This window comes from Streptomyces longispororuber, from assembly GCF_014656095.1.
Lineage (GTDB): Bacteria > Actinomycetota > Actinomycetes > Streptomycetales > Streptomycetaceae > Streptomyces > Streptomyces longispororuber.
The window spans coordinates 1-18,167 of sequence record NZ_BNBT01000049.1; the positions used below are offsets into that span (position 1 = coordinate 1).

Below are 18,167 nucleotides of genomic sequence, written 5' to 3' on the forward strand. Positions count from 1 at the left end.
GGGGCGGCCCGGTCCGGGCGGCACGCGGACGCGCCCCGCGCCACGTACCCGGTGGGAGGTGCTCGCGCGGCCGGGTCCGGTTACGGTCCCGAAGGCGTCGGCGGTGGCGCGGGCGGGCCGTCCGCGGCGGCGTGGGCGCGGCGGTAGGCGCGCGGGGTGGTGCCGGTGAGGGCGCGGAAGTGGCGGCGCAGGGTGGCGGGCGAGGTGAAGCCCGTGGCGCCGGCGACGCCCTCGACGGGCATGTCCGTCTCCCGCAGCAGCCGCATCGCCTCCCGCAGGCGGGCCCGCAGGACGTACTGGAGCGGGCTGAGCCCGGTGTGGGCGCGGAAGCGGCGCGTCACGCCGCTGGGGCTCGTGCGTGCGTGGGCGGCGATCTCGGGGAGCGTGAGCGGGAGGTGGAGGTGCTCCTCGATCCACCGCAGGGTGGGTTCGAGGCCCGTGCTCTCGGCGACCTCCCGGTCGATGGTCTCCTGGACGCTGTCCGCGTCCACGTGCAGTGGCGTGATCAGTTCCCGTGACGTCTCCCCGGCGACGCGGCGGCCGTGGTCGCGGGCCAGCAGCCGCAGACAGACGTCCATGCCCCCGAAGACCCCGGCCGCCGACCAGAACGGCCCGTCCTCGACGACCGTGCCGACCGGGTCGACGTCGATACGGGGGTACAGCGCGGCCAGTTCCTCCACGTGCCGCCACCCGGTCGTGGCACGGCGGCCGTCCAGGAGGCCGGTGGCCGCGAGCGTGAACGTGCCGGTGCCCACGGCGGCGACGCGGCCGCCCCGGTGCGCCGCCGCCCGCAGCGCGGCGGCGACGCCCTCGGGGGGCCGCCCGGCACGGGCGCCGTCGTGCCCGGGAACGAGGACGACGTCGGCGTCCGCCAGGCCTTCGAGGCCGTGCGGCGGGCGCACGGCGAGCGCCGGCCCCGGGCCGCCGGTCGCCCGGAACCCGGGTGCCGCGCAGAGCCTGACCTCGTAGGACACGCCGGGGTGTGCGCGGCAGGCGGTGCCGAAGACGAGGCCGGGCGTGGTGAGGTGGTGGCCCGGAGCCCCGTCGAGGGCGAGGACGGCGATCACTGGCATGTCACGAATCCAACCATCCGCGCGGACCGGCCGGCGTCCACCGCCCGCGCGGTGCGCCGGCCGGCCGCGCTCACCGGGTCGTCCGCCTGCCGCGTGGGCCGCCGGTCAGCCCTTGTGGATCGTCTTGTGGATCCAGCTCGTGAAGGCGGGCACGTTGGAGTAGAGCCCCGGCCCCGTCCCGCAGCCCACGCGCTGGCTGCCCGGCCCGGACGTGGTGCCGATGAGTTCCCAGCGGCCGTTCTTGCCGCGCTGGATCTGCGGGCCGCCGGAGTCGCCGTTGCACGCCATGGCCTTCGGCTTGGGGCTGACCGTGCACAGCCGCGTCTTGCCCGCCCAGCCGGGGGCGCACTCGCTCACCGCGCCCCGGCGCGTGTCCAGTTCCTGCAGGCGGTTCGGGAACTTCGCGTCCTCCAGCGACGGCGCCTCGACGACCGTGCCGTAGCCGAGGATGCGGGTGGGCGTGCCGACCGGGCCCGCCTTCTCGGCGATGCGGATGGGCTTCTGGGCCACGGGGCGGTCCAGGCGTATCAGCGCGAGGTCGTTCTTGTTGTGCGTGGTGCCCGTCATGTCCTGCACGTAGCCGGGGTGGGTGACGATCTTGTCGATGTTCCGGACGGAGCCGCCGGTCGTACGGTGGTCGCTGCCGACGCGGATCTTGCCGGTCAGCGTGGCCAGCTCGGGGTTGACGCAGTGCGCGGCCGTGAGGACCCACTGCTTGTCGATCAGCGTCGCGCCGCACTGGGCGCCGTACTGCTCGATCGGCACCGTCGCCATGAAGGAGTAGTGCTGCGTGGCGTCGTCGCCGTTGACGATGGCGTGCGCGCTGCCGGTCATCACCGTGACGCCGAGGAGCGCGGTCGCGCCGAGCGCCGCGGCACCGCGGGCGAGCAGCCGGCGCGGGCCCCGCCGGGAGCGGTCGGCGAGGTCGGAGGACGGGGTTTCGATGGCGGGAGCGGTGTCCGTGGCGTGCATGAACGGGCCTTTCGCAAGAGTGCTGGAGCTTGCGCGGGCGAGGCGTCCGTCCGCCTCCGTCCCGCTGCTCTGCGATCATCCTTCGCGGGCGCACCCCGCGAACAGCGGCTGCGATGTCACCCTGGGCTAAATTCTGGACATGTCAGTGATCGCCGTCCTCGCCCTCGACGGAGCCCCGGGGCACCAGCTCACCGCCCCCGGCCTGGCCTTCGCCACGGCGGCGAGGCACCACCACCCGGTCGCGTACGAGGTGCGGGTCTGCGCGGGGCCGGGGTTCCGGAGCACGGGCGGCCCCGCGCCCTTCGGCGTCGAGACGCCCTGGGGCATGGAGGGGCTCGACGACGCCGACACGGTGCTGCTGCCGGGGCACGAGGGCTTCCGCGCCGCGCCGCCGCCCGGGGTCGCGGACGCGCTGCACGCCGTGGTGGCGCGCGGGGCGCGCGTCGGCGCCGTCGGCACCGGCACGTTCACGCTCGCGGCCACCGGCCTCCTGGACGGACGCCGGGCCGCCACCAGCCGGCGGCACACGCGGGAGCTGGCGCGGCTGCACCCCCGTGTCGACGTGGACCCCGAGGGGTCCGCGGTGGCCGACGGCCCCTTCCACAGCGCGGCCGGGGTGCTCGGAGGTGTCGACCTGTGTCTGCACCTGATCACCCTGGAACACGGCGAGTCGGTGGCCATCGAGACGGAGCGGCAGCTCTTCCTGCATCTGCACGCGGAGCCGGACGACGCCGACGGGACGGCTGCCGGGGCGGGGCCGCGGGCCGGCCGCGCGCGGGCCGGGTCGGGCCACGCCGAGGGCGACCTCGCGCAGCCCGGCCCGCGAGCCGTCCAGGGGGCCGCCGCCGAGGCCGCGTACAACGCCGTCACGCCGCCCGGCAGCAGCCTGGAACCGGTGACGCGGTGGATGGAGGCCAACCTCCACCACCCGCTCACCCTCGACGACATCGCGGGCCGGGCGGGGCTCGGCGTCCGGAGCCTGACCCGCCGCTTCCGCGCCGAGACGGGGCTCACCCCGCTCCAGTACCTGCTCCGTACGCGGATCCAGCACGCCCAGCGGCTCCTGGAGCGCACCGACGACCCGGTGGAGCGCATCGCGGCCCGCAGCGGCCTCGGCACCCCCGCCAACCTGCGCCACCACTTCCAGCGCGCCACCGGCACCAGCCCCACCGTCTACCGCACGGCGTTCCGCGCGCTGGTCTCCGACATGACGTGGCCGGAGCGGTCCGGGGAGCCGTAGACACGTCAGGACACCGCCGTCGGCGGCCGGGGTTCACCGCTCCGCCGTGCGGGCGGCGCGAGCGGGGTGAGGCCACGGGCGCAGGTGTCGTGCGCCGGTGAACACGAGGGAGACGTTCTGTCCGCCGAAGCCGAAGGAGTTGCTGAGCACGGCCTCCTGCGGGGCCTCTCGTGGCGCGGTGACGACATCGAGGTCGATGTCGGGTCCGACGCCGGCCTCGGTGAGGTTGCGGGTCGGCGGGATGACGCCGTGCTCCACGCTGAGGACGGCGACGAGCGCCTCGATGGCACCGGCCGCGCCGAAGAGGTGACCGAGCGCCGCCTTGGGGGCCGTCACGGTGGCGCGGCCGAAGACCTTCCTGATCGCGTGCGCCTCGGCGACGTCGCCGAGCGGGGTTCCGGTGGCGTGGGCGTTGACGTGGCCTATCCGCTCGGGGGCCAGGCCGGCTTGCGCGAGGGCCTTCCGCATCGCCGACACCTGGCCGCTGCCGTCGGCGGCGGGCGCCGTGATGTGGTGGGCGTCGGCGGCGATGCCGGCGCCCGCGAGGACCGCGTGGACGCGCGCGCCCCGGGCGGCGGCGTGCTCGGCGCTTTCCAGCACGACGACGGCCGCGCCCTCGCTGAGGACGAATCCGGTGCGGTCCGCGGCGAACGGCCGTGACGCCGACGCGGGTTCGGCGGTGTGCCGCGACAGTGCTTGCGCCTGGGCGAAGCCGGCCACGGTGATCGGGGTGATCGCGGCCTCGGTGCCGCCCGCGATGACCACGTCCGCCTCGCCCGCGCGGATGAGCCTCGCCCCCAGGGCGATGGCCTCGGCCCCGGAGGAGCACGCCGAGACGGGCGTGTGGACCCCGGCCCGTGCGCCGTACTCGATGCTGACCAGGGCGGCTGCCGCGTTGGGCATGAGCATCGGGACCGTGCGGGGCGAGACGCGCCGCGCCCCGGCGGCCTCCAGGGCGTCGTCCTCCCTCAGGAGCGTCCCCACGCCTCCGATGCCCGTGCCGACCGCCGACGCGAGCCGGTCGGGGTCCACCCGCGGGGCACCGGCGTCGGCCCAGGCCTCGGCCGCCGCGACGAGGGCCGCCTGCTGCGAGCGGTCGAGCCGCCTGGCCCGCACCGGCGGCAGCGACGCGGCGGGGTCGACCGCCATCGTCCCCGCGACGGTGTCGGGAAGGCCGCTGCCCTCGTGGCCTCGCAGGACGCCGCCGCGGATGCCGGACTCGCCCGCGAGCAGGCCTTTCCAGGTGGACTCCACGTCCGCGCCGAGGGGGGTGAGCGCGCCGAGTCCGGTGACGACGACTTCAGTCCGTTGCACGTGCCGGGACCTTTCTTGTACGCGATACAAGCAGAACGACGTCTGTTGTATCACATACAATTCCTGGGTGGACAAGAAGCGAACCGAAGCCCGGGCGCCGTCGGCCCGGTCGCGTGACCGCGGTCGCGCGACGCGGCGCCGGCTGATCGAGGCGACCGCACAGCTCTGCACGGAACGGTCCGGCGGCGAGGTGAGCGTCGCCGAGATCGCGCACGCGGCGGGCGCCTTCCCCAACCAGGTCACCTACTACTTCGGCTCCAAGGACGCGCTGCTCGTGCACGCCGCCTTCCTCGGCCTGCTGCACGACGCGCGACGCCTGGAGCGCCTCGGCCACCAGGCCCCCGACGCGGCGGCGTTCCGGCGCAACGTCGCCCGCGCCGCACTGGCCATGCCCTCGCTCCCCTCGGCCGCGCGGGCGCTGGCCGCCGCGGTGTCCAGGCCCGAACTCGCCCCCGTGGTCGACCGGCACCTCCAGTTGCTGTTCCGGCAGTCCGAGCGCTTCGCGCGCCGGCTCCTCGACGGCCGCGGCTGGAAGGCCCGCCGACCGCTCGCCGTGGAGGCCCGCACCTTCTGGAGCACCGCGCTCGGCGCCGTGCTGCTCGTCCGCGCGGGGGCGCACGGCACGGTCGCCGACCTGGACCTCGCCGGGGCACTGACCATCCACGACGAAGCCGAGCGCGGCTAGCCGGGCCGGGGTCGCGGGGGCCGGGCCCGCCGTGCGTACGAGGCCCGCGTCAGCGCTCTCCCCGGGCGCCGGGGTGCGGTGGGGAGCGGAAGGTGCGGCGGTAGGCGTCCGGGGCGACGCCCACGGTGCGGGCGAAGTGGCGGCGCAGGGTGGTGGCGGTGCCCATGCCGGTGGCCGTGGCGATGGAGTCCACGGTCCGGTCGGTGGTCTCGAGGAGTTCCTGGGCGCGGCGGATGCGCTGGCCGTGCAGCCACCGCAGCGGGGTGGTGCCGGTCACCTGCCTGAAGTGGCGGCCCAGGTGGCGTGAGCTCATCCGTGCCTGGCGGGCCAGGTCCTCCACGGTGAGCGGCTCGTCCAGCCGCTCCAGTACCCAGGGGATGAGGTCGGTGAGCGGATGGCTGCCCGGGGCGGGGACGGGGGTCGCGACGAACTGGGCCTGGCCGCCCTCCCGGTGGGGCGGCACGACCAGGCGCCGGGCGATGGTGTTGGCGATCGACGCGCCGTGGTCGAGGCGGACCAGGTGCAGGCACAGGTCCATGGCGGCGGCCTTGCCCGCGGAGGTGAGCACGCGGCCGTTGTCGACGTAGAGGACGTCCGGGTCCACCGTGACCTCCGGGTGGCGGCGGGCCAGTTCCCGGGTGTGCGCCCAGTGCGTGGTGGCCCGCCTGCCGTCGAGGAGGCCGGCGGCGGCCAGGACGAAGGCGCCCGTGCACAGGGAGGCCACGCGGGCCCCTGCCTCGTGGGCCGCGCGTACCGCGTCGACGAGGTCGGCGGGCGGGTCCCGGTCGGTGTCGGCCAGGGCCGGGACGATCACGGTGTCGGCGTGTGCGAGGTGGTCGAGGCCGTGGTCGGGTGCGAGCCGGAAGCGGCCGACCTGTACGGCGTCCGGCCCGCAGAGCCGGAAGTGGTACCAGGGGTCCGCGATGTGGGTCAGGTCGGCGCCGAACACCTCGGTGGCGAGGGCCAGTTCGAGGTGCAGCATGCCGTCGGTGACGGCCATCGCGACGGTGGGCATGTCCGGAAGTGTATGGGTCGTGTCGGTGCGGACACTCGTGTGCGGCTGCCGCGGCGCGACAGGATCCGTACGACACGGCGGGCCGTACTCCGGGGACCGGCCCGCCGCGGGTCGTCCACATCCGGACGCGTACGAGGAAGCAGGGCTCATGGGAACGGGACAGACGGTGGCGGTGTTCGGCGCCTACGGGCACACCGGGCGGTTCGTGGTGGCGGAGCTGGCGGCGCGCGGGTTCGTCCCGGTGCTGTCCGGCCGCGACGGCCACAAGTTGAAGGTACTGGCCCACGAGAGCGGGTTCGAGGCGCGGGTGGCGACGGTCGACGCGCCGGAGTCGCTCGACCGTGCGCTGGCCGGCACCGCGGCCGTGCTCAACTGCGCGGGGCCGTTCGCCTCCACGACCGCCCCCGTGATCGAGGCGGCCCTGCGGGCCGGCATCCCCTACCTGGACGTGGCGGCCGAACTCGAGGCGAACATCGACACCTTCGCGCACTTCGCCGACCGGGCGCGCGCGGCGGGCGCGGTGGTCGTCCCGGCGATGGCCTTCTTCGGCGGCCTCGGCGACCTGCTGGTCACCGCGGCCATGGGTGACTGGACGCGGGCCGACGAGGCGCACGTCGCGTACGGCCTGAGCAGTTGGCACCCCACCGCCGGGACCCGGCTCTCGGGCGCGGTCTCCCGCGAGCGGCGCGGCGAGCGGCGCATGCGCTTCACGAACGGGCGGTGGGAGTACCGCACCGACGCCCCGCCCACCCTGGAGTGGCGCTTCCCCGAGCCGCTGGGCCCCCGGACGGTGATCGGGGAGTTCACCATGGCCGACGTGGTGACCGTCCCCAGCCATCTGTCCATCCCGGACGTGACCACGTACATGACGGCCGACGCCGTCCGCGACATCGCGTCCCCGGACACGCCGGCCCCGTCCGCGACCGACGCGAGCGGCCGGTCCGACCAGACCTTCCTCATCGACGCGGTCGTCCGCGCGGACGGTGCCGAACGCCGCGCGGTGGCCCACGGCCGGGACATCTACGCCGTCACGGCCCCCCTCGTCGTGGAGGCCCTCGACCGCGTCCTCACAGGCCGCACCCGCACGACCGGCGTGGCCGCGGCGGGCGCCCTCTTCGACGCCCGTGACTTCCTGGAGGCTCTGGCGCCGCATGTGAGGGTGGCGGGGATCGGGCGATAGGGCGGCGTGTCACACCGTACGTACGGGTCGGTCACCGGCCGATGCCTGCTCGGGCGCGGGGGGTTCCGCGTCCGCGAGGTCCCGGTGGCGGGTCTCGGTGGCGCAGGCGAGGGCGACGACGGTGAGCAGGACGGCGGCCATGACGTAGAGGGCGATGGGCGCGGCGCTGTCGTACTCGGCGAGCAGGGCGGTGGCGATGAGCGGGGCCGGGGCGCCGGCGGCCACGGACGAGAACTGGGCGCCGATCGACGCCCCGGAGTAGCGCATGCGGGTGGCGAACAGCTCGGAGAAGAACGCCGCCTGCGGGGCGTACATCGCGCCGTGGAAGAGGAGGGCCACGGTGACGGCGGTGACGAGCGCCGCGAAGGACTGCCGGTCGACCAGGGTGAAGAAGGGGTGGATCCAGATGCCCGTGCCGAGGGCGCCGACGAGGTAGACGGGACGGCGCCCGATCCTGTCGGAGAGGGCGCCCCACAGGGGGATGGTTACGAAGTGGACGGCGGAGGCGATCAGGACGGCGTTGAGCGCGGTCTGCTTGCTCGTGTCGGCGTGCTCGGTCGCGTACACGAGGATGAACGCGGTGACGACGTAGTAGGAGATGTTCTCCGCCATGCGGGTGCCCATGGCGATGAGGACGTCGCGCCAGTGGTCGCGCAGGACGGCGACCAGGGGCGGCTTCTCGCGCGGGGCCCGTGCGGCCTTGCGGCGTTCGGCCGCGGCGAGGGCGGCCTTGAAGACCGGTGACTCGTCGACGGAGAGCCGGATCCACAGGCCGACGAGCACCAGCGCGCCGGAGAGCAGGAACGGCACCCGCCACCCCCAGGAGGTGAACGCCGCGTCCGACAGGGTCGACGTCAGCGTGGCGAGGACGCCCGTGGCCAGCAACTGCCCGGCGGGCGCCCCGGTCTGCGGCCACGAGGCCCAGAAGCCGCGCCGCCGGGCGTCACCGTGCTCCGCCACCAGCAGCACCGCGCCGCCCCATTCGCCGCCCAGGGCAAACCCCTGCACCAGGCGCAACAGGGTGAGCAGCAGGGGGGCGGCCGAGCCGACGGTGGCGTGGGTGGGGAGCAGCCCGATCAGGAAGGTCGCGCCGCCCATCATCAACAGGCTGTACACCAGGAGCTTCTTGCGGCCCAGCCGGTCGCCGAAGTGGCCGAAGACGAGGGCGCCGACGGGGCGGGCGGCGAAGCCGACGGCGTAGGTCAGGAAGGACAGGAGCGTGCCGACCAGGGGGTCGGAGTCGGGGAAGAAGAGCTTGTTGAACACGAGCGCGGCGGCCGCGCCGTAGAGGAAGAAGTCGTACCACTCGATGGTGGTGCCGATGAGGCCGGCCGCCACGATCTTCTTGAGGTCGCGCGGGGCCTGGGGTCGTGCTGAGGGTGGGGACGCCATGCGGAGCACCACTTTCGGGACGGTGGCTGACGTTGTGTCCGGTCGTGCACCAGGGTGGGTTCGCCGTCCCGCGGTGCGTCATGTGCGGGACGCACACTGATCCCGGGGGGTTGTCCTCGCCGCGGCCATAGCGGGCCGCGTGCGTGGCCTCTGCCCGTGGCGTGCCCGAGCGGTTGCCCCAGGGGGCGCGCGAGCGGTTGCCCCCCCCCGGGGGCGCGCGAGCGGGGTCAGGGGCGTGGTGGCGCGTTGTGGCAGGTGAAGCTGCGCGCGGCGGCGGGATCGCCGTGGCCGCGGTACTTCGGCCAGGCGGGGAAGGCGCACAGCGGCCGGGTGCGGGCGCCTCCGGCGGGGCCCGCGTCGGTGACGACGGGCCGTGCGGGCGCCCTGCCCTCCTCGGTCCAGCTCTCCAGGGCGGTGAGCGAGTCGTAGCTCGCCGCGAAGGCCGCGTCGACGTTGACGTGGTTGGCGCCCGGGACGAGGTAGAGCCGGGCGAACGCTGCGGTGGCGTGCGGGCCCACGCGTCGTTGGACGCGCCGGAAGTACTCGACGGTGGAGCGGTGGCTGACGAGTTCGTCGGCGGTGCCGTGCAGCAGGAGGAGCTTCCCGCCCGCCGCGGCGAAGCGGCGCAGGTCGGCGTCGTTGACGTCCTGCAGGGCGGAGAGGCGGCTGATGCGGTGGCGCCAGGCGCCGGGGCGGCGGGGGTCGACGGCCAGCGGGTCGTGTGCCGGGTCGCGGGTGACGAAGTACCGCACCCACTGGTCCCAGAACTGGACGCCGTAGCCGCTGTCCTTCGGCATGGGGTTCGCGGGGGCGCGGGCGCCCATGCCCAGCAAGGGCGTCGTCATGTCGGCGCCGGAGAGGAAGGGGAATCCGGGGTAGCCGGTCTCCCCACTGGCAAGGCGGTACGTCCAGCGCAGGGGCGAGGAGAGCGCCTCGACGGCGTGGATCTGCCGGTCCGACAGGCAGGTGTCCGCGGTGTCCCCGCCGTCCGGGCAGCGCAGGGTACGGGGGTCGAAGCGGCAGCCCGCCTCGTCGGAGATGACGCCGTCGCGCAGGGCGTCGTCGCCGTCGCAGGACGTGAGGGCGCCGCGGTACAGGAGGTCCTGTTCCGTGCGGTTGAGGAAGGCTCCCGGGCGGGAGAGGAGCTGGGCCTCGTAGCCGAAGAAGAGGTTGAGGGCGGCGGCGTTCCAGGCGGGGTAGGCGGAGATGACGCCGTCGAAGTCGGTGGGCCAGCGCTGGGCGACGGCGAGCGCCTCGCGGCCACCGCTGGAGCCGCCCGCGATGTAGCGGTGTACGGGAGCGGCGCGGTAGTGCGTGCGGATGATGTGGCGGGCGGCGTCGTGGGTCTTCTTCAGCGCGTCGCCCGCGAAGTTGCGTACGGCCTCGTCGTTGACGCCGAAGGAGCCGTCCAGGGACGGGGTGGGGGTGAAGTCCGGGGCCGCCTGGTGGCCGGAGTCGCCGGCGTAGGTGGCGTAGCCGCGGCTGAGCGGGCGCGGCCGGTCGGTGGGGCCGAAGGGGACGTTGCCCGTGACATCGGGGATGGTGCCGTCGTAGCCTCCGCCGCCGAACATCATCGACTTCTCGTTCCACCGCTGGGGCAGGGCGACGCGCAGGGTGATGTCGGGGGCGCGCGGGTCCACGGGGTGGATGACGGCGTCGGCGCGGCAGTACGCGCCCGTGGCGGACGTCCCGCTGCCGCTCGGGGCGACGGTGCGCGCCGCGGTCACCTCGCCTCCCGTGGTGGGCAGCCCGATCACCGAGGCGGGCAGCCGCAGACCGCGCAGGCTGTCGCAGTCGGCCGGCGTCCGGGTGGCGTGCGCCGGGGACACCGGGATGGCGTGCGCCGGGGACACTCGGGTGGCGTGCGCCGGGGGCGGGAGGGTGCCGCCGGCCAGGGCGCAGACGAGTCCTGTCGCGGCGATGGTCTTCTTCATGGCGTCTCCGTCGCTCGGCCTCGTGTCGCGGGGGCGTCAAGGTTACGGAGCGTGGCGTCAGGGGCGGCATGGGCCGGGCACACACAGGTGCTGCCCGCGAGGTGTGCCGGTCCGCGGGCGCGCCCGCTACGGCTTGCTGACCTTCAGCAGCCGCAGCGCGACCTGGATCTCCAGGAGGCGTTCCGGGTCGCGCCAGGTGGCGCCGAGGAGCTGGCTCACCCGGCCCAGGCGCTGGGTGACGGTGTTGACGTGCAGGTGGAGTTCGCGTGCGGTGTTGCGGGCGTGCCGGCCGGTGCGGCAGTAGGTGTCGAGTGTGCGCACCAGGTCGGAGTGGTGGGTGCGGTCGTACGCGAGGACGGGGCCGAGGGCGGATTCGACGAAGGAGGCGGCGACCGGCGCGCCGCCGAAGAGGGCTCCGACGAAGCCGAGTCCGCGCGTGTCGGCGACCTCGCCGGTCCTGCCGAGGGCGATCAGGGCGCGCAGGCAGTTGTCCGCCTCGCGGAAGGCGGCGGCGACGCGGCCGAGGTCCGCGGCCCGCGCCGTCCCCGCGGTGACGGGGTGCCCGCAGGCGCGCGCGAGTTCGTCCACGGCCCGGCGCGCCGGGGCCTCGGGGCCGTCCCCCGGCAGCAGCAGGATGACGGTGTCGCGCTGGAAGGCCGCCAGGCCGTGGGCGCGCCGGGCGACGGCCACGGCGGCGGCGTGGATCCGCTCGCGCGGTGCGACGTCGGCCCGGGCCACCACCGCGGTGCGGCAGGCGGCGAGGTCGACGTCGAGCAGGGCGGCCCGGTGCCGCAGGAGGTCGTGGTCCTCGTTGCGCGCGGTCAGCAGGTCCCCCAGGAGCTCCCCGCGCACCCGCGCCTCGGCCTCCGCCATGCGGCGGCGGGTGACCAGCACGAGGGAGGCCACCAGGGCGGCCCTCTCCAGGATGCGCCGGTCGGTGGCGTCGACCTGCGCGGCGGCGCTCAGGACGATCGTGCCCAGGGGCTCGGACTCCGTGATCAGGGGAACGGCGCACCGCGTCGCGCGGACCACGGTGCGCCCCGCCTGCCAGGCGGCCGCGCTGAGCCGTCCGAGCTCTTCGGCCGGCACGCCGTCCTCACCGCAGGACCGGGCCACCACGGTCCCCTCCTCGTCGAGGACGACCACCGTGCCGGCGACCGCGGCCGCGGTGGCCCGGACGACTTCGTCGACGCCGTTGCCCCGGATGACCAGGCGCGTGAGGCGTTCGTGGAACTCGGCGGTGCGTTCCAGGTCCGCCATGTGGGAGCTGATGGTGTCGTTGGCGACCCGCAGCTCCGCCACGGCCTCCTGGGCGGCACTGAGCAGGCGGCTGTTCTCGATGGCCACGGCGGCGTGCGAGCCGAGCATCATCAGGACGGTGATGTCCCGGCTGCTGAACGCGCGCCGGCTGCGGTGTGCGGCCAGCAGCACCCCGATCACGTCCTGATCGCGTTTGACCGGCACGCCCAGCAGGGACTCGATCCGCTCCGCGGCGACGGTCCTGTCGATCTCATCGGTGTGGTCGAAGGAGTCGTCGGTGAGGTACGAGGCGACGGCGTACGGCTCGCCCGTCCGCGCCACGATGCCTCCGACGCCGGTGCCGACCGGCAGCCGCAGCTCGCGCAAGAGGCCGGAGATGTTGCCCGCGGCCGCCTTGATGTAGCTGTCGCCGCGGCCGCGGTCGCTGAGGCTGATGTAGGCCAGGTCGCAGTCCAGCAGCCGCCGCGCCCGGTCGGCGATCGCCTGGAGGATGGGGTCGAGGGCCCGCAGGGAGGCCAGGTCGTTCGCGGTGTCGTTGAGCAGGTGGAGTTCCGCCTCGGTGCGGCGGTGCCGCAGGAGCCTCTCCCGTAGCCGCAGCGCGATCGCCCGCTCCTCCTTCAGCGCGTCGAGGCGGCCGGCCGGCTCCCCCGTGGCGTGCGCCGCCACGAGCACCTCGTCGAAGGACTCCAGGTCGGCGTCGTTGAGCAGGAGTTCGAGGAAAGACATACCGTACGTCCGTGCCATCGGCCCTCCGTCGAGCTGTGCCTCCGCGGACCGGCAAGTATGGCGCCGCGTCGGCGAAGAGGCACGGCAGCGGTCCTGCGCGGCTGGGGTCCGGTGCGAACGGGCTCCGCCGCGTGCATGGCAGCGGGTTGCCGCGAACCCCTTCGCGGAGCCGCCCTCGCCGTCCCCGCGACCGACCCGCGACCGACCCGGACGGACCCGGACCGACCCGGACCGACCCACGGTCGGCCCGGGCCGACCCGCGGCCACCCGCGCGCTCACTGCGCCCCAAGGTTGCGGCGGATGCCGTCCTCCAGGCGCTGGGCCACTTCCTCGCCCCGCCCGGGCGGCCAGGTCAGCAGCCCGCCTCCGGAGGCACGGCCCCGCTGTCCGGCGTCGAGCGGCTCGTCGAGCGCGGGGAAGGCGACCGCGGCCGACAGGTGGGGCGCCAAGCTGCTGAGGATGTTCCTGGTCAGGTCCAGTCCGATGAAGTCCGCGTTCTCCATGGGCCCCACGGCCGACCAGCGCAGGCCCAGGCTCGCCCGTACGACTGTGTCGATCGTGACCGGGTCGCAGACCTCCTGCTCCAGCAGGTGCAGTGCTTCCCTTACGAGCGCGAACTGGAGCCTGTTGCCGATGAACCCCGGCACGTCACGGTGCAGGCGCACCGTCGTCCTGCCCATCCCGTTCAGCACGTCGCACGCCTCCTGCACGAACCGGTGGTCCGTTTCCGCGCCCGGGGCGACCTCGACCAGCGGAACGAGGTAAGCCGGATTCCACCAGTGCACCCCCACCAGCCGCTGCGGGTGCCGCATGCCCTTGGCCACGTCGGTGAGCGGCAGCACCGAGGTGGTGGACCACACCGGCAGCACGGGCGGGACCGTCGCTTCCCACGCCTCCAGGACCTGGTGCTTGACGTCGAGTCGCTCGGAGACGGCTTCCACCACGGCGTCCACGCACGACGACATGTCCGACAGGCTCCGCGCCGCGGTGACGCGTGCGGTGACGGCCCCGACGTCACCCGGCGGCACGCCGCAGCGTTCGAGGGCCCGCGCGATCCGCTCGTCGAGTGAGGCGAGGGCGGCGGGGTCCTCGTCGTACACGACGACACGGTGCCCCGCCCGCGCGAGGGCGACGGCGATTCCGTGCCCCATGAGCCCGCCGCCGATGATTCCGAACCGGGTCATTGCGTGTCCTCCGAGTCTGGGCGGGTGCGTGGTGACATGTGCGCTCGCGACACCTGAGCGCCGCGGGCGCACGGTGGCGTACGCGGCCGGGACGGGCCGGAGCGGCGGGAGGCGGCGCACGCGTCGACGGCCCGGTCGACCGCCCGTGCGGGCAGGCGGCGGCCACGACGACCGCGCGGTGAAGGCGGCCCCGCCGCGCCGCGCCGCCACGACGGTATGACGCCCGCACCGGGCGCTGCGAGAGGAGCAGCGCACATACGCGGCGCGCCGGACGTGTGCACGATGCCCATACGGCGCCCGCGAGCCGGACACACGACACGACCGGCGCGAAGCGTCGCAGGAGCGTGACCCTGCGGCCAGGCGCGTGCATGCGCGGGCCGGGCACCTGAACACGCGGGCCAGGCACGCGATTTCACGGGTTCGGCACCAGAAAACGCGCATCGGATACGTGATTTCGCGGGCCCGGTGCCTGAACCCGCGGGCCAGGCACGTGAACTCACGGCCGGGCACGTGAGCCCGCGGGCCCGCTCACGCTCCCGCGACGCAACCCGTCCGGTGGGGCCGGGACGACGTATCCCGGCCGGTCGTGGCCGGAACGACGTATCCCGGCCGGTCGTGGCCGGAACGACGTATCCCGGCCGGTCGTGGCCGGGACGTAATGGCTGGAGTGGACACCGCGGGAGGCGAAGGACGTGTGCCGCACCCATCTGTCCACCGCGATCAGCGGTTCTAGCGTGCTCCGTGTCACACCACCCCCCACCCCTGTCGGCGTCCCCGAGCGCGAGCCGCACATCAGCGCTCGGTGGGCGTCCGACGGTAAGGAGCATCTCCATGCTGTATGCGTCCACCAGGTCCGGCGGGACGGCCTCTCCCCACTCCGGCGACCGGCGGCCCGCCCGTGCGCGGCGGCTGCTCCGTGCCTCGCTCGCCACCCTGCTGACCACGGGCCTGCTGGGTCTGGCCGCCCAGGCGTCCGGCGCGGCGCCCCGGTCCGACGCCGCCGCTGCCGGACACGACCCCGTGATCATGATCCCCGGCATGACCGGCTCCCCGGCCACCATGAACGCCATGAAGTCCGACCTGCAGACCAACGGCTGGCCCGCGGACCGCCTCTTCACCTGGACCGACAGCAGCTCGATGACGCAGGACCTGGCCAAGGCCGCACGGGAGCTCTCGGCCAAGGTCGACCAGGTCCGCGACCGGACCGGGGCCGACAAGGTCGTCCTCGCCACGTGGTCCGCCTCCACCCTGGCCGCCCGGTACTACATCAAGAACCTCGACGGCGCCGACAAGGTCTCGCAGTACATCGGGATCGCCGGACCCCAGCACGGCACCGCCAACAACGGCTGCCAGTGGTACGTGTCGTGCCAGCAGTTCGCCTCCCCCACCACCCCGTTCCTGAGGGCGTTGAACAGCCCCTCGGAGGTCCCCTCCAACGACAGGGTCGACTACCTCACGATCCGGTCGACCGCGGACCGCAACGCCACACCGACCGACACCGCGGCCCTCGCCGGAGCCGACGAGAACTACCTGATGAGCGGGGCGGCGGCACCCAACCACCTCATGATCGTGTCGAATGCCGCGGCGCTGGCCAAGATGCGCTCCTTCATCACCGCGCACGAGAACGACTGACACACCGCCCCGGTACAGGGGAACGCGCACCGGCCGTGCCGGGCGCCGCGCCCGGCGGCGCCCGGCGCACCACCGGCTGCGCCCCGTCCCGAACGAAAGGCCCCGTCTCCTCCATGAACAAGACCATGCCTTCGGCCTCGCGAGCAGTGGCCGACATCCCCGCCGGAGCGACGCTGGCCGTCGGCGGGTTCGGCCTCAGCGGCGTACCGGAGACACTCATCCGGGCGCTCCACGAGCAGGGCGCCACCGACCTCGAAGTCGTGTCCAACAACTGCGGCGTGGACGGGCGCGGCCTGGGGATCCTGCTGGACTCGGGCCGCATATCCCGCGTCACCGGCTCCTACGTCGGTGAGAACAAGGAGTTCGCCCGCCAGTACCTGAGCGGGGAGTTGGAGGTGGAACTGGTGCCCCAGGGCACGCTCGCCGAACGGCTGCGGGCCGGCGGCACGGGTGTCCCCGCCTTCTACACCCCGGCCGGGGTCGGCACCCAGGTCGCCGCCGGCGGACTGCCCTGGCGCCACGCCCCTGGGGGCACCTCCCGGCCGGGGACCGAGGGAGGCACGGTCGCCCTCGCCTCCCCGGCCAAGGAGACCCGGGTCTTCGCCGGACGCGCGTACGTCCTGGAGCACGCCATCACCACCGACTACGCGCTGGTGCGGGCCTGGCGCGGCGACCGGCACGGCAACCTCGTCTTCCGCCGGGCCGCCGCCAACTTCAACCCGCTCGCGGCCATGGCCGGCCGGACCACCATCGCCGAGGTCGAGCACCTGGTCGAACCCGGCGCGCTGGACCCCGACCACATCCACGTACCGGGGATCTTCGTCCAACGCGTCGTCGAGCTCACCCCGGCCCAGGCGGCCGACAAGCCGGTCGAGAAGAGGACGGTGCGTGCCCGATGACCTGGACCCGCGAACAGATGGCCGCCCGGGCCGCCGCCGAACTCACCGACGGCTCCTACGTCAACCTCGGCATCGGCCTGCCCACCCGCGTCCCCGGCCACCTCCCGCCCGGCGTGCACATCGTCCTGCACTCCGAGAACGGCATCCTGGGCACCGGCCCCCGCCCGTACGAGGACCAGGTCGACCCCGACCTGATCAACGCAGGCAAGGAGACCGTCACCGTCGTGCCCGGGGCGGCCTTCTTCGACTCGGCCCTGTCCTTCGGCATGATCCGCGGCGGTCACATCGACACCGCGGTCCTCGGTGCCATGCAGGTCTCCGCGCGGGGCGACCTCGCCAACTGGGTGATCCCCGGCAAGGTGGTCAAGGGCATGGGAGGCGCGATGGACCTGGTCCACGGCGCCCGCCGCGTCATCGTCCTCATGGACCACACCGCCAAGGACGGCAGCCCCAAGATCCTTCAGGAGTGCGCGCTGCCCCTCACCGGCGAGCGGTGCGTCCACCGCGTCATCACCGACCTCGGCGTCCTCGACGTGACCCCCGACGGCCTGGCCCTGGTGGAGACCGCCCCGGGCACGACCGTTGAGGACGTCCTCACCAGCACGGCCGCACCCGTACTTCTCGATCACATGTCGGCTGCCTGCTGACGCAGCCCGGCCGGTCGACCCACCGGTCACCCGCGCCTGCGCCGTAGCCCGGCGCGGTCAGCACCGCCCCCACACGCGCCGTACCCCCGCACGGGCAGCGCCCCCGCGAACTGAGGAGAGACATGACCTTCCCACCCCGCGCCCTGAGGCACCGTCGCCCGCGCCGCGCCGTCGGCACCGTGCTCGCAGCCGTGGCCCTGCTGGCGGCGAGCGGTGTCACGGGCACGACCGCGGCCGGGGCGACGGCCTCGGCCTGCCCGTCGGTCAACGGCCAGTGGGCCGCCCCGGGGCCGTTCGCCGTCAGCTCCGCGTCCAACGGCCGCGGCACGACCGTCTTCCGGCCGACCGAGCTGGGCACGCTGGGCTGCGCCACGCACCCCGTCGTGCTGTGGAACAACGGGGCCCGCTCCGGCCTCGACCGGTACGCGCCGCTGCTGAACCACCTGGCGTCGCACGGCTTCGTCGTCGCCGCGGCGGAGGGCAACGCGGGCACCGGCGGGCCCATGCTGCGCGGCCTGGACTACCTGACCACCGAGAACGGCCGGGCGGGCAGCCCCTACCAGGGCAAGGTGGACTTGGCCAACGTGGGCGCCACCGGCCATTCCTTCGGCGGCGGAGCGGCCGTCGACGCCGGGGCCGACCCCCGGGTGGACACCATCGCGCCGATCTACCCCCTCGCGTTCAGCAGCGGCAGCCGGGTGCGGGGCCCGGCGGTGTTCTACGCCGGGCAGAACGACACCGTCGTGCCCCCCTCGACGGTCCGCAGGACCTACCAGCAGGCCACGCAGGTGCCCGCCCTCTACGCCGAGCAACGCGGCGCCGACCACTACGGCATCCCCGGCCTGCACGGCCCCGTCACCGCGTGGTTCCGCTTCCACCTCCTGCGCGACGAACAGGCCCGCGGCCTGTACTTCGGGCCCCATTGCGCCTACTGCTCGTCCCCGTCGTGGTCGGCCTTCGAGCGCAACCCCCGCGCCCAGGCCGTCCCGGGAACCTGACCGCCCCTGCCCGGGT

The 18,167-nt window shown here is 74.5% G+C and carries 15 protein-coding genes; 7 read left to right on the forward strand and 8 right to left on the reverse strand.

The genetic code is table 11. The features are described from left to right. Positions 1–80 precede the first annotated feature (80 nt). Together IE330_RS17350 and IE330_RS17355 are read right to left on the reverse strand one after the other, a co-directional pair. Positions 81–1,073, reverse strand: a complete 993-nt coding sequence (locus IE330_RS17350; protein ID WP_229925712.1) for a GlxA family transcriptional regulator — start codon at positions 1,071–1,073, stop codon at positions 81–83. Positions 1,074–1,178: 105 nt separating this feature from the next. After that, positions 1,179–2,045 (reverse strand): S1 family peptidase, encoded by an 867-nt coding sequence (locus tag IE330_RS17355; RefSeq protein ID WP_190136938.1) that lies wholly within the window; start codon positions 2,043–2,045, stop codon positions 1,179–1,181. Positions 2,046–2,184: 139 nt separating this feature from the next. Between IE330_RS17355 and IE330_RS17360 the strand changes: the two genes are divergently transcribed. Then, entirely contained in the window at positions 2,185–3,285 is a 1,101-nt protein-coding gene (locus IE330_RS17360) for a GlxA family transcriptional regulator (protein WP_229925713.1), read from the forward strand. Between the two features lie 33 nt (positions 3,286–3,318). Here the strand turns inward: IE330_RS17360 and IE330_RS17365 are convergent, their stop codons facing one another. Further along, positions 3,319–4,599, reverse strand: a complete 1,281-nt coding sequence (locus tag IE330_RS17365; protein WP_190136939.1) for a beta-ketoacyl-[acyl-carrier-protein] synthase family protein — start codon at positions 4,597–4,599, stop codon at positions 3,319–3,321. A 67-nt stretch (positions 4,600–4,666) separates the two neighbouring features. Between IE330_RS17365 and IE330_RS17370 the strand changes: the two genes are divergently transcribed. Continuing rightward, the gene (locus IE330_RS17370; RefSeq protein ID WP_190136940.1) at positions 4,667–5,284 is read left to right on the forward strand and encodes a TetR/AcrR family transcriptional regulator C-terminal domain-containing protein; all 618 of its coding nucleotides are present in this window, start codon (positions 4,667–4,669) and stop codon (positions 5,282–5,284) included. 49 nt (positions 5,285–5,333) lie between these two features. Here the strand turns inward: IE330_RS17370 and IE330_RS17375 are convergent, their stop codons facing one another. Continuing rightward, on the reverse strand, positions 5,334–6,299 hold the full coding sequence (locus IE330_RS17375) for a GlxA family transcriptional regulator (RefSeq protein ID WP_190136941.1): 966 nt from the start codon (positions 6,297–6,299) through the stop codon (positions 5,334–5,336). Positions 6,300–6,447: 148 nt separating this feature from the next. On the opposite strand from IE330_RS17375, the gene IE330_RS17380 reads away from it, so the two are divergent. Continuing rightward, the gene (locus IE330_RS17380) at positions 6,448–7,479 is read left to right on the forward strand and encodes a saccharopine dehydrogenase family protein (RefSeq protein WP_190136942.1); all 1,032 of its coding nucleotides are present in this window, start codon (positions 6,448–6,450) and stop codon (positions 7,477–7,479) included. A gap of 9 nt (positions 7,480–7,488) precedes the next feature. Here the strand turns inward: IE330_RS17380 and IE330_RS17385 are convergent, their stop codons facing one another. The 4 genes from IE330_RS17385 to IE330_RS17400 all read right to left on the reverse strand — a co-directional run bounded on the left by IE330_RS17385 (position 7,489) and on the right by IE330_RS17400 (position 13,975). Continuing rightward, positions 7,489–8,871 (reverse strand): MFS transporter, encoded by a 1,383-nt coding sequence (locus IE330_RS17385; protein ID WP_190136943.1) that lies wholly within the window; start codon positions 8,869–8,871, stop codon positions 7,489–7,491. A 227-nt stretch (positions 8,872–9,098) separates the two neighbouring features. Further along, the gene (locus IE330_RS17390) at positions 9,099–10,805 is read right to left on the reverse strand and encodes a tannase/feruloyl esterase family alpha/beta hydrolase (RefSeq protein ID WP_190136944.1); all 1,707 of its coding nucleotides are present in this window, start codon (positions 10,803–10,805) and stop codon (positions 9,099–9,101) included. Between the two features lie 126 nt (positions 10,806–10,931). After that, on the reverse strand, positions 10,932–12,791 hold the full coding sequence (locus IE330_RS17395; RefSeq protein ID WP_190136945.1) for a helix-turn-helix domain-containing protein: 1,860 nt from the start codon (positions 12,789–12,791) through the stop codon (positions 10,932–10,934). A 275-nt stretch (positions 12,792–13,066) separates the two neighbouring features. Next, a complete protein-coding gene (locus tag IE330_RS17400) occupies positions 13,067–13,975 on the reverse strand; it encodes a 3-hydroxyacyl-CoA dehydrogenase family protein (RefSeq protein ID WP_190136946.1) in 909 nt (302 codons plus the stop codon). A gap of 831 nt (positions 13,976–14,806) precedes the next feature. On the opposite strand from IE330_RS17400, the gene IE330_RS17405 reads away from it, so the two are divergent. The 4 genes from IE330_RS17405 to IE330_RS17420 all read left to right on the forward strand — a co-directional run bounded on the left by IE330_RS17405 (position 14,807) and on the right by IE330_RS17420 (position 18,151). Further along, entirely contained in the window at positions 14,807–15,607 is an 801-nt protein-coding gene (locus IE330_RS17405) for an esterase/lipase family protein (RefSeq protein ID WP_190136947.1), read from the forward strand. Positions 15,608–15,720: 113 nt separating this feature from the next. Then, complete coding sequence (locus IE330_RS17410) at positions 15,721–16,506, forward strand: CoA transferase subunit A (RefSeq protein WP_190136948.1); 786 nt, start codon at positions 15,721–15,723, stop codon at positions 16,504–16,506. Further along, the gene (locus IE330_RS17415; protein ID WP_190136949.1) at positions 16,503–17,153 is read left to right on the forward strand and encodes a CoA transferase subunit B; all 651 of its coding nucleotides are present in this window, start codon (positions 16,503–16,505) and stop codon (positions 17,151–17,153) included. Before IE330_RS17410 ends, IE330_RS17415 begins: the two co-directional genes overlap by 4 nt. Positions 17,154–17,275: 122 nt before the next feature. Beyond that, entirely contained in the window at positions 17,276–18,151 is an 876-nt protein-coding gene (locus IE330_RS17420; protein WP_190136950.1) for a poly(ethylene terephthalate) hydrolase family protein, read from the forward strand. Positions 18,152–18,167: the final 16 nt, after the last annotated feature.

Excerpts from the sequence above, each read along its gene's own strand:
- IE330_RS17405 (WP_190136947.1), top strand. The coding sequence starts at position 14,807 with ATGCTGTATGCGTCCACCAGGTCCGGCGGGACGGCCTCTCCCCACTCC.
- IE330_RS17385 (WP_190136943.1), bottom strand. The coding sequence starts at position 8,871 with ATGGCGTCCCCACCCTCAGCACGACCCCAGGCCCCGCGCGACCTCAAG.
- IE330_RS17375 (WP_190136941.1), bottom strand. The coding sequence starts at position 6,299 with ATGCCCACCGTCGCGATGGCCGTCACCGACGGCATGCTGCACCTCGAA.
- IE330_RS17395 (WP_190136945.1), bottom strand. The coding sequence starts at position 12,791 with ATGTCTTTCCTCGAACTCCTGCTCAACGACGCCGACCTGGAGTCCTTC.
- IE330_RS17360 (WP_229925713.1), top strand. The coding sequence starts at position 2,185 with ATGTCAGTGATCGCCGTCCTCGCCCTCGACGGAGCCCCGGGGCACCAG.
- IE330_RS17400 (WP_190136946.1), bottom strand. The coding sequence starts at position 13,975 with ATGACCCGGTTCGGAATCATCGGCGGCGGGCTCATGGGGCACGGAATC.
- IE330_RS17355 (WP_190136938.1), bottom strand. The coding sequence starts at position 2,045 with ATGCACGCCACGGACACCGCTCCCGCCATCGAAACCCCGTCCTCCGAC.
- IE330_RS17350 (WP_229925712.1), bottom strand. The coding sequence starts at position 1,073 with ATGCCAGTGATCGCCGTCCTCGCCCTCGACGGGGCTCCGGGCCACCAC.
- IE330_RS17390 (WP_190136944.1), bottom strand. The coding sequence starts at position 10,805 with ATGAAGAAGACCATCGCCGCGACAGGACTCGTCTGCGCCCTGGCCGGC.
- IE330_RS17410 (WP_190136948.1), top strand. The coding sequence starts at position 15,721 with ATGAACAAGACCATGCCTTCGGCCTCGCGAGCAGTGGCCGACATCCCC.
- IE330_RS17415 (WP_190136949.1), top strand. The coding sequence starts at position 16,503 with ATGACCTGGACCCGCGAACAGATGGCCGCCCGGGCCGCCGCCGAACTC.
- IE330_RS17380 (WP_190136942.1), top strand. The coding sequence starts at position 6,448 with ATGGGAACGGGACAGACGGTGGCGGTGTTCGGCGCCTACGGGCACACC.
- IE330_RS17420 (WP_190136950.1), top strand. The coding sequence starts at position 17,276 with ATGACCTTCCCACCCCGCGCCCTGAGGCACCGTCGCCCGCGCCGCGCC.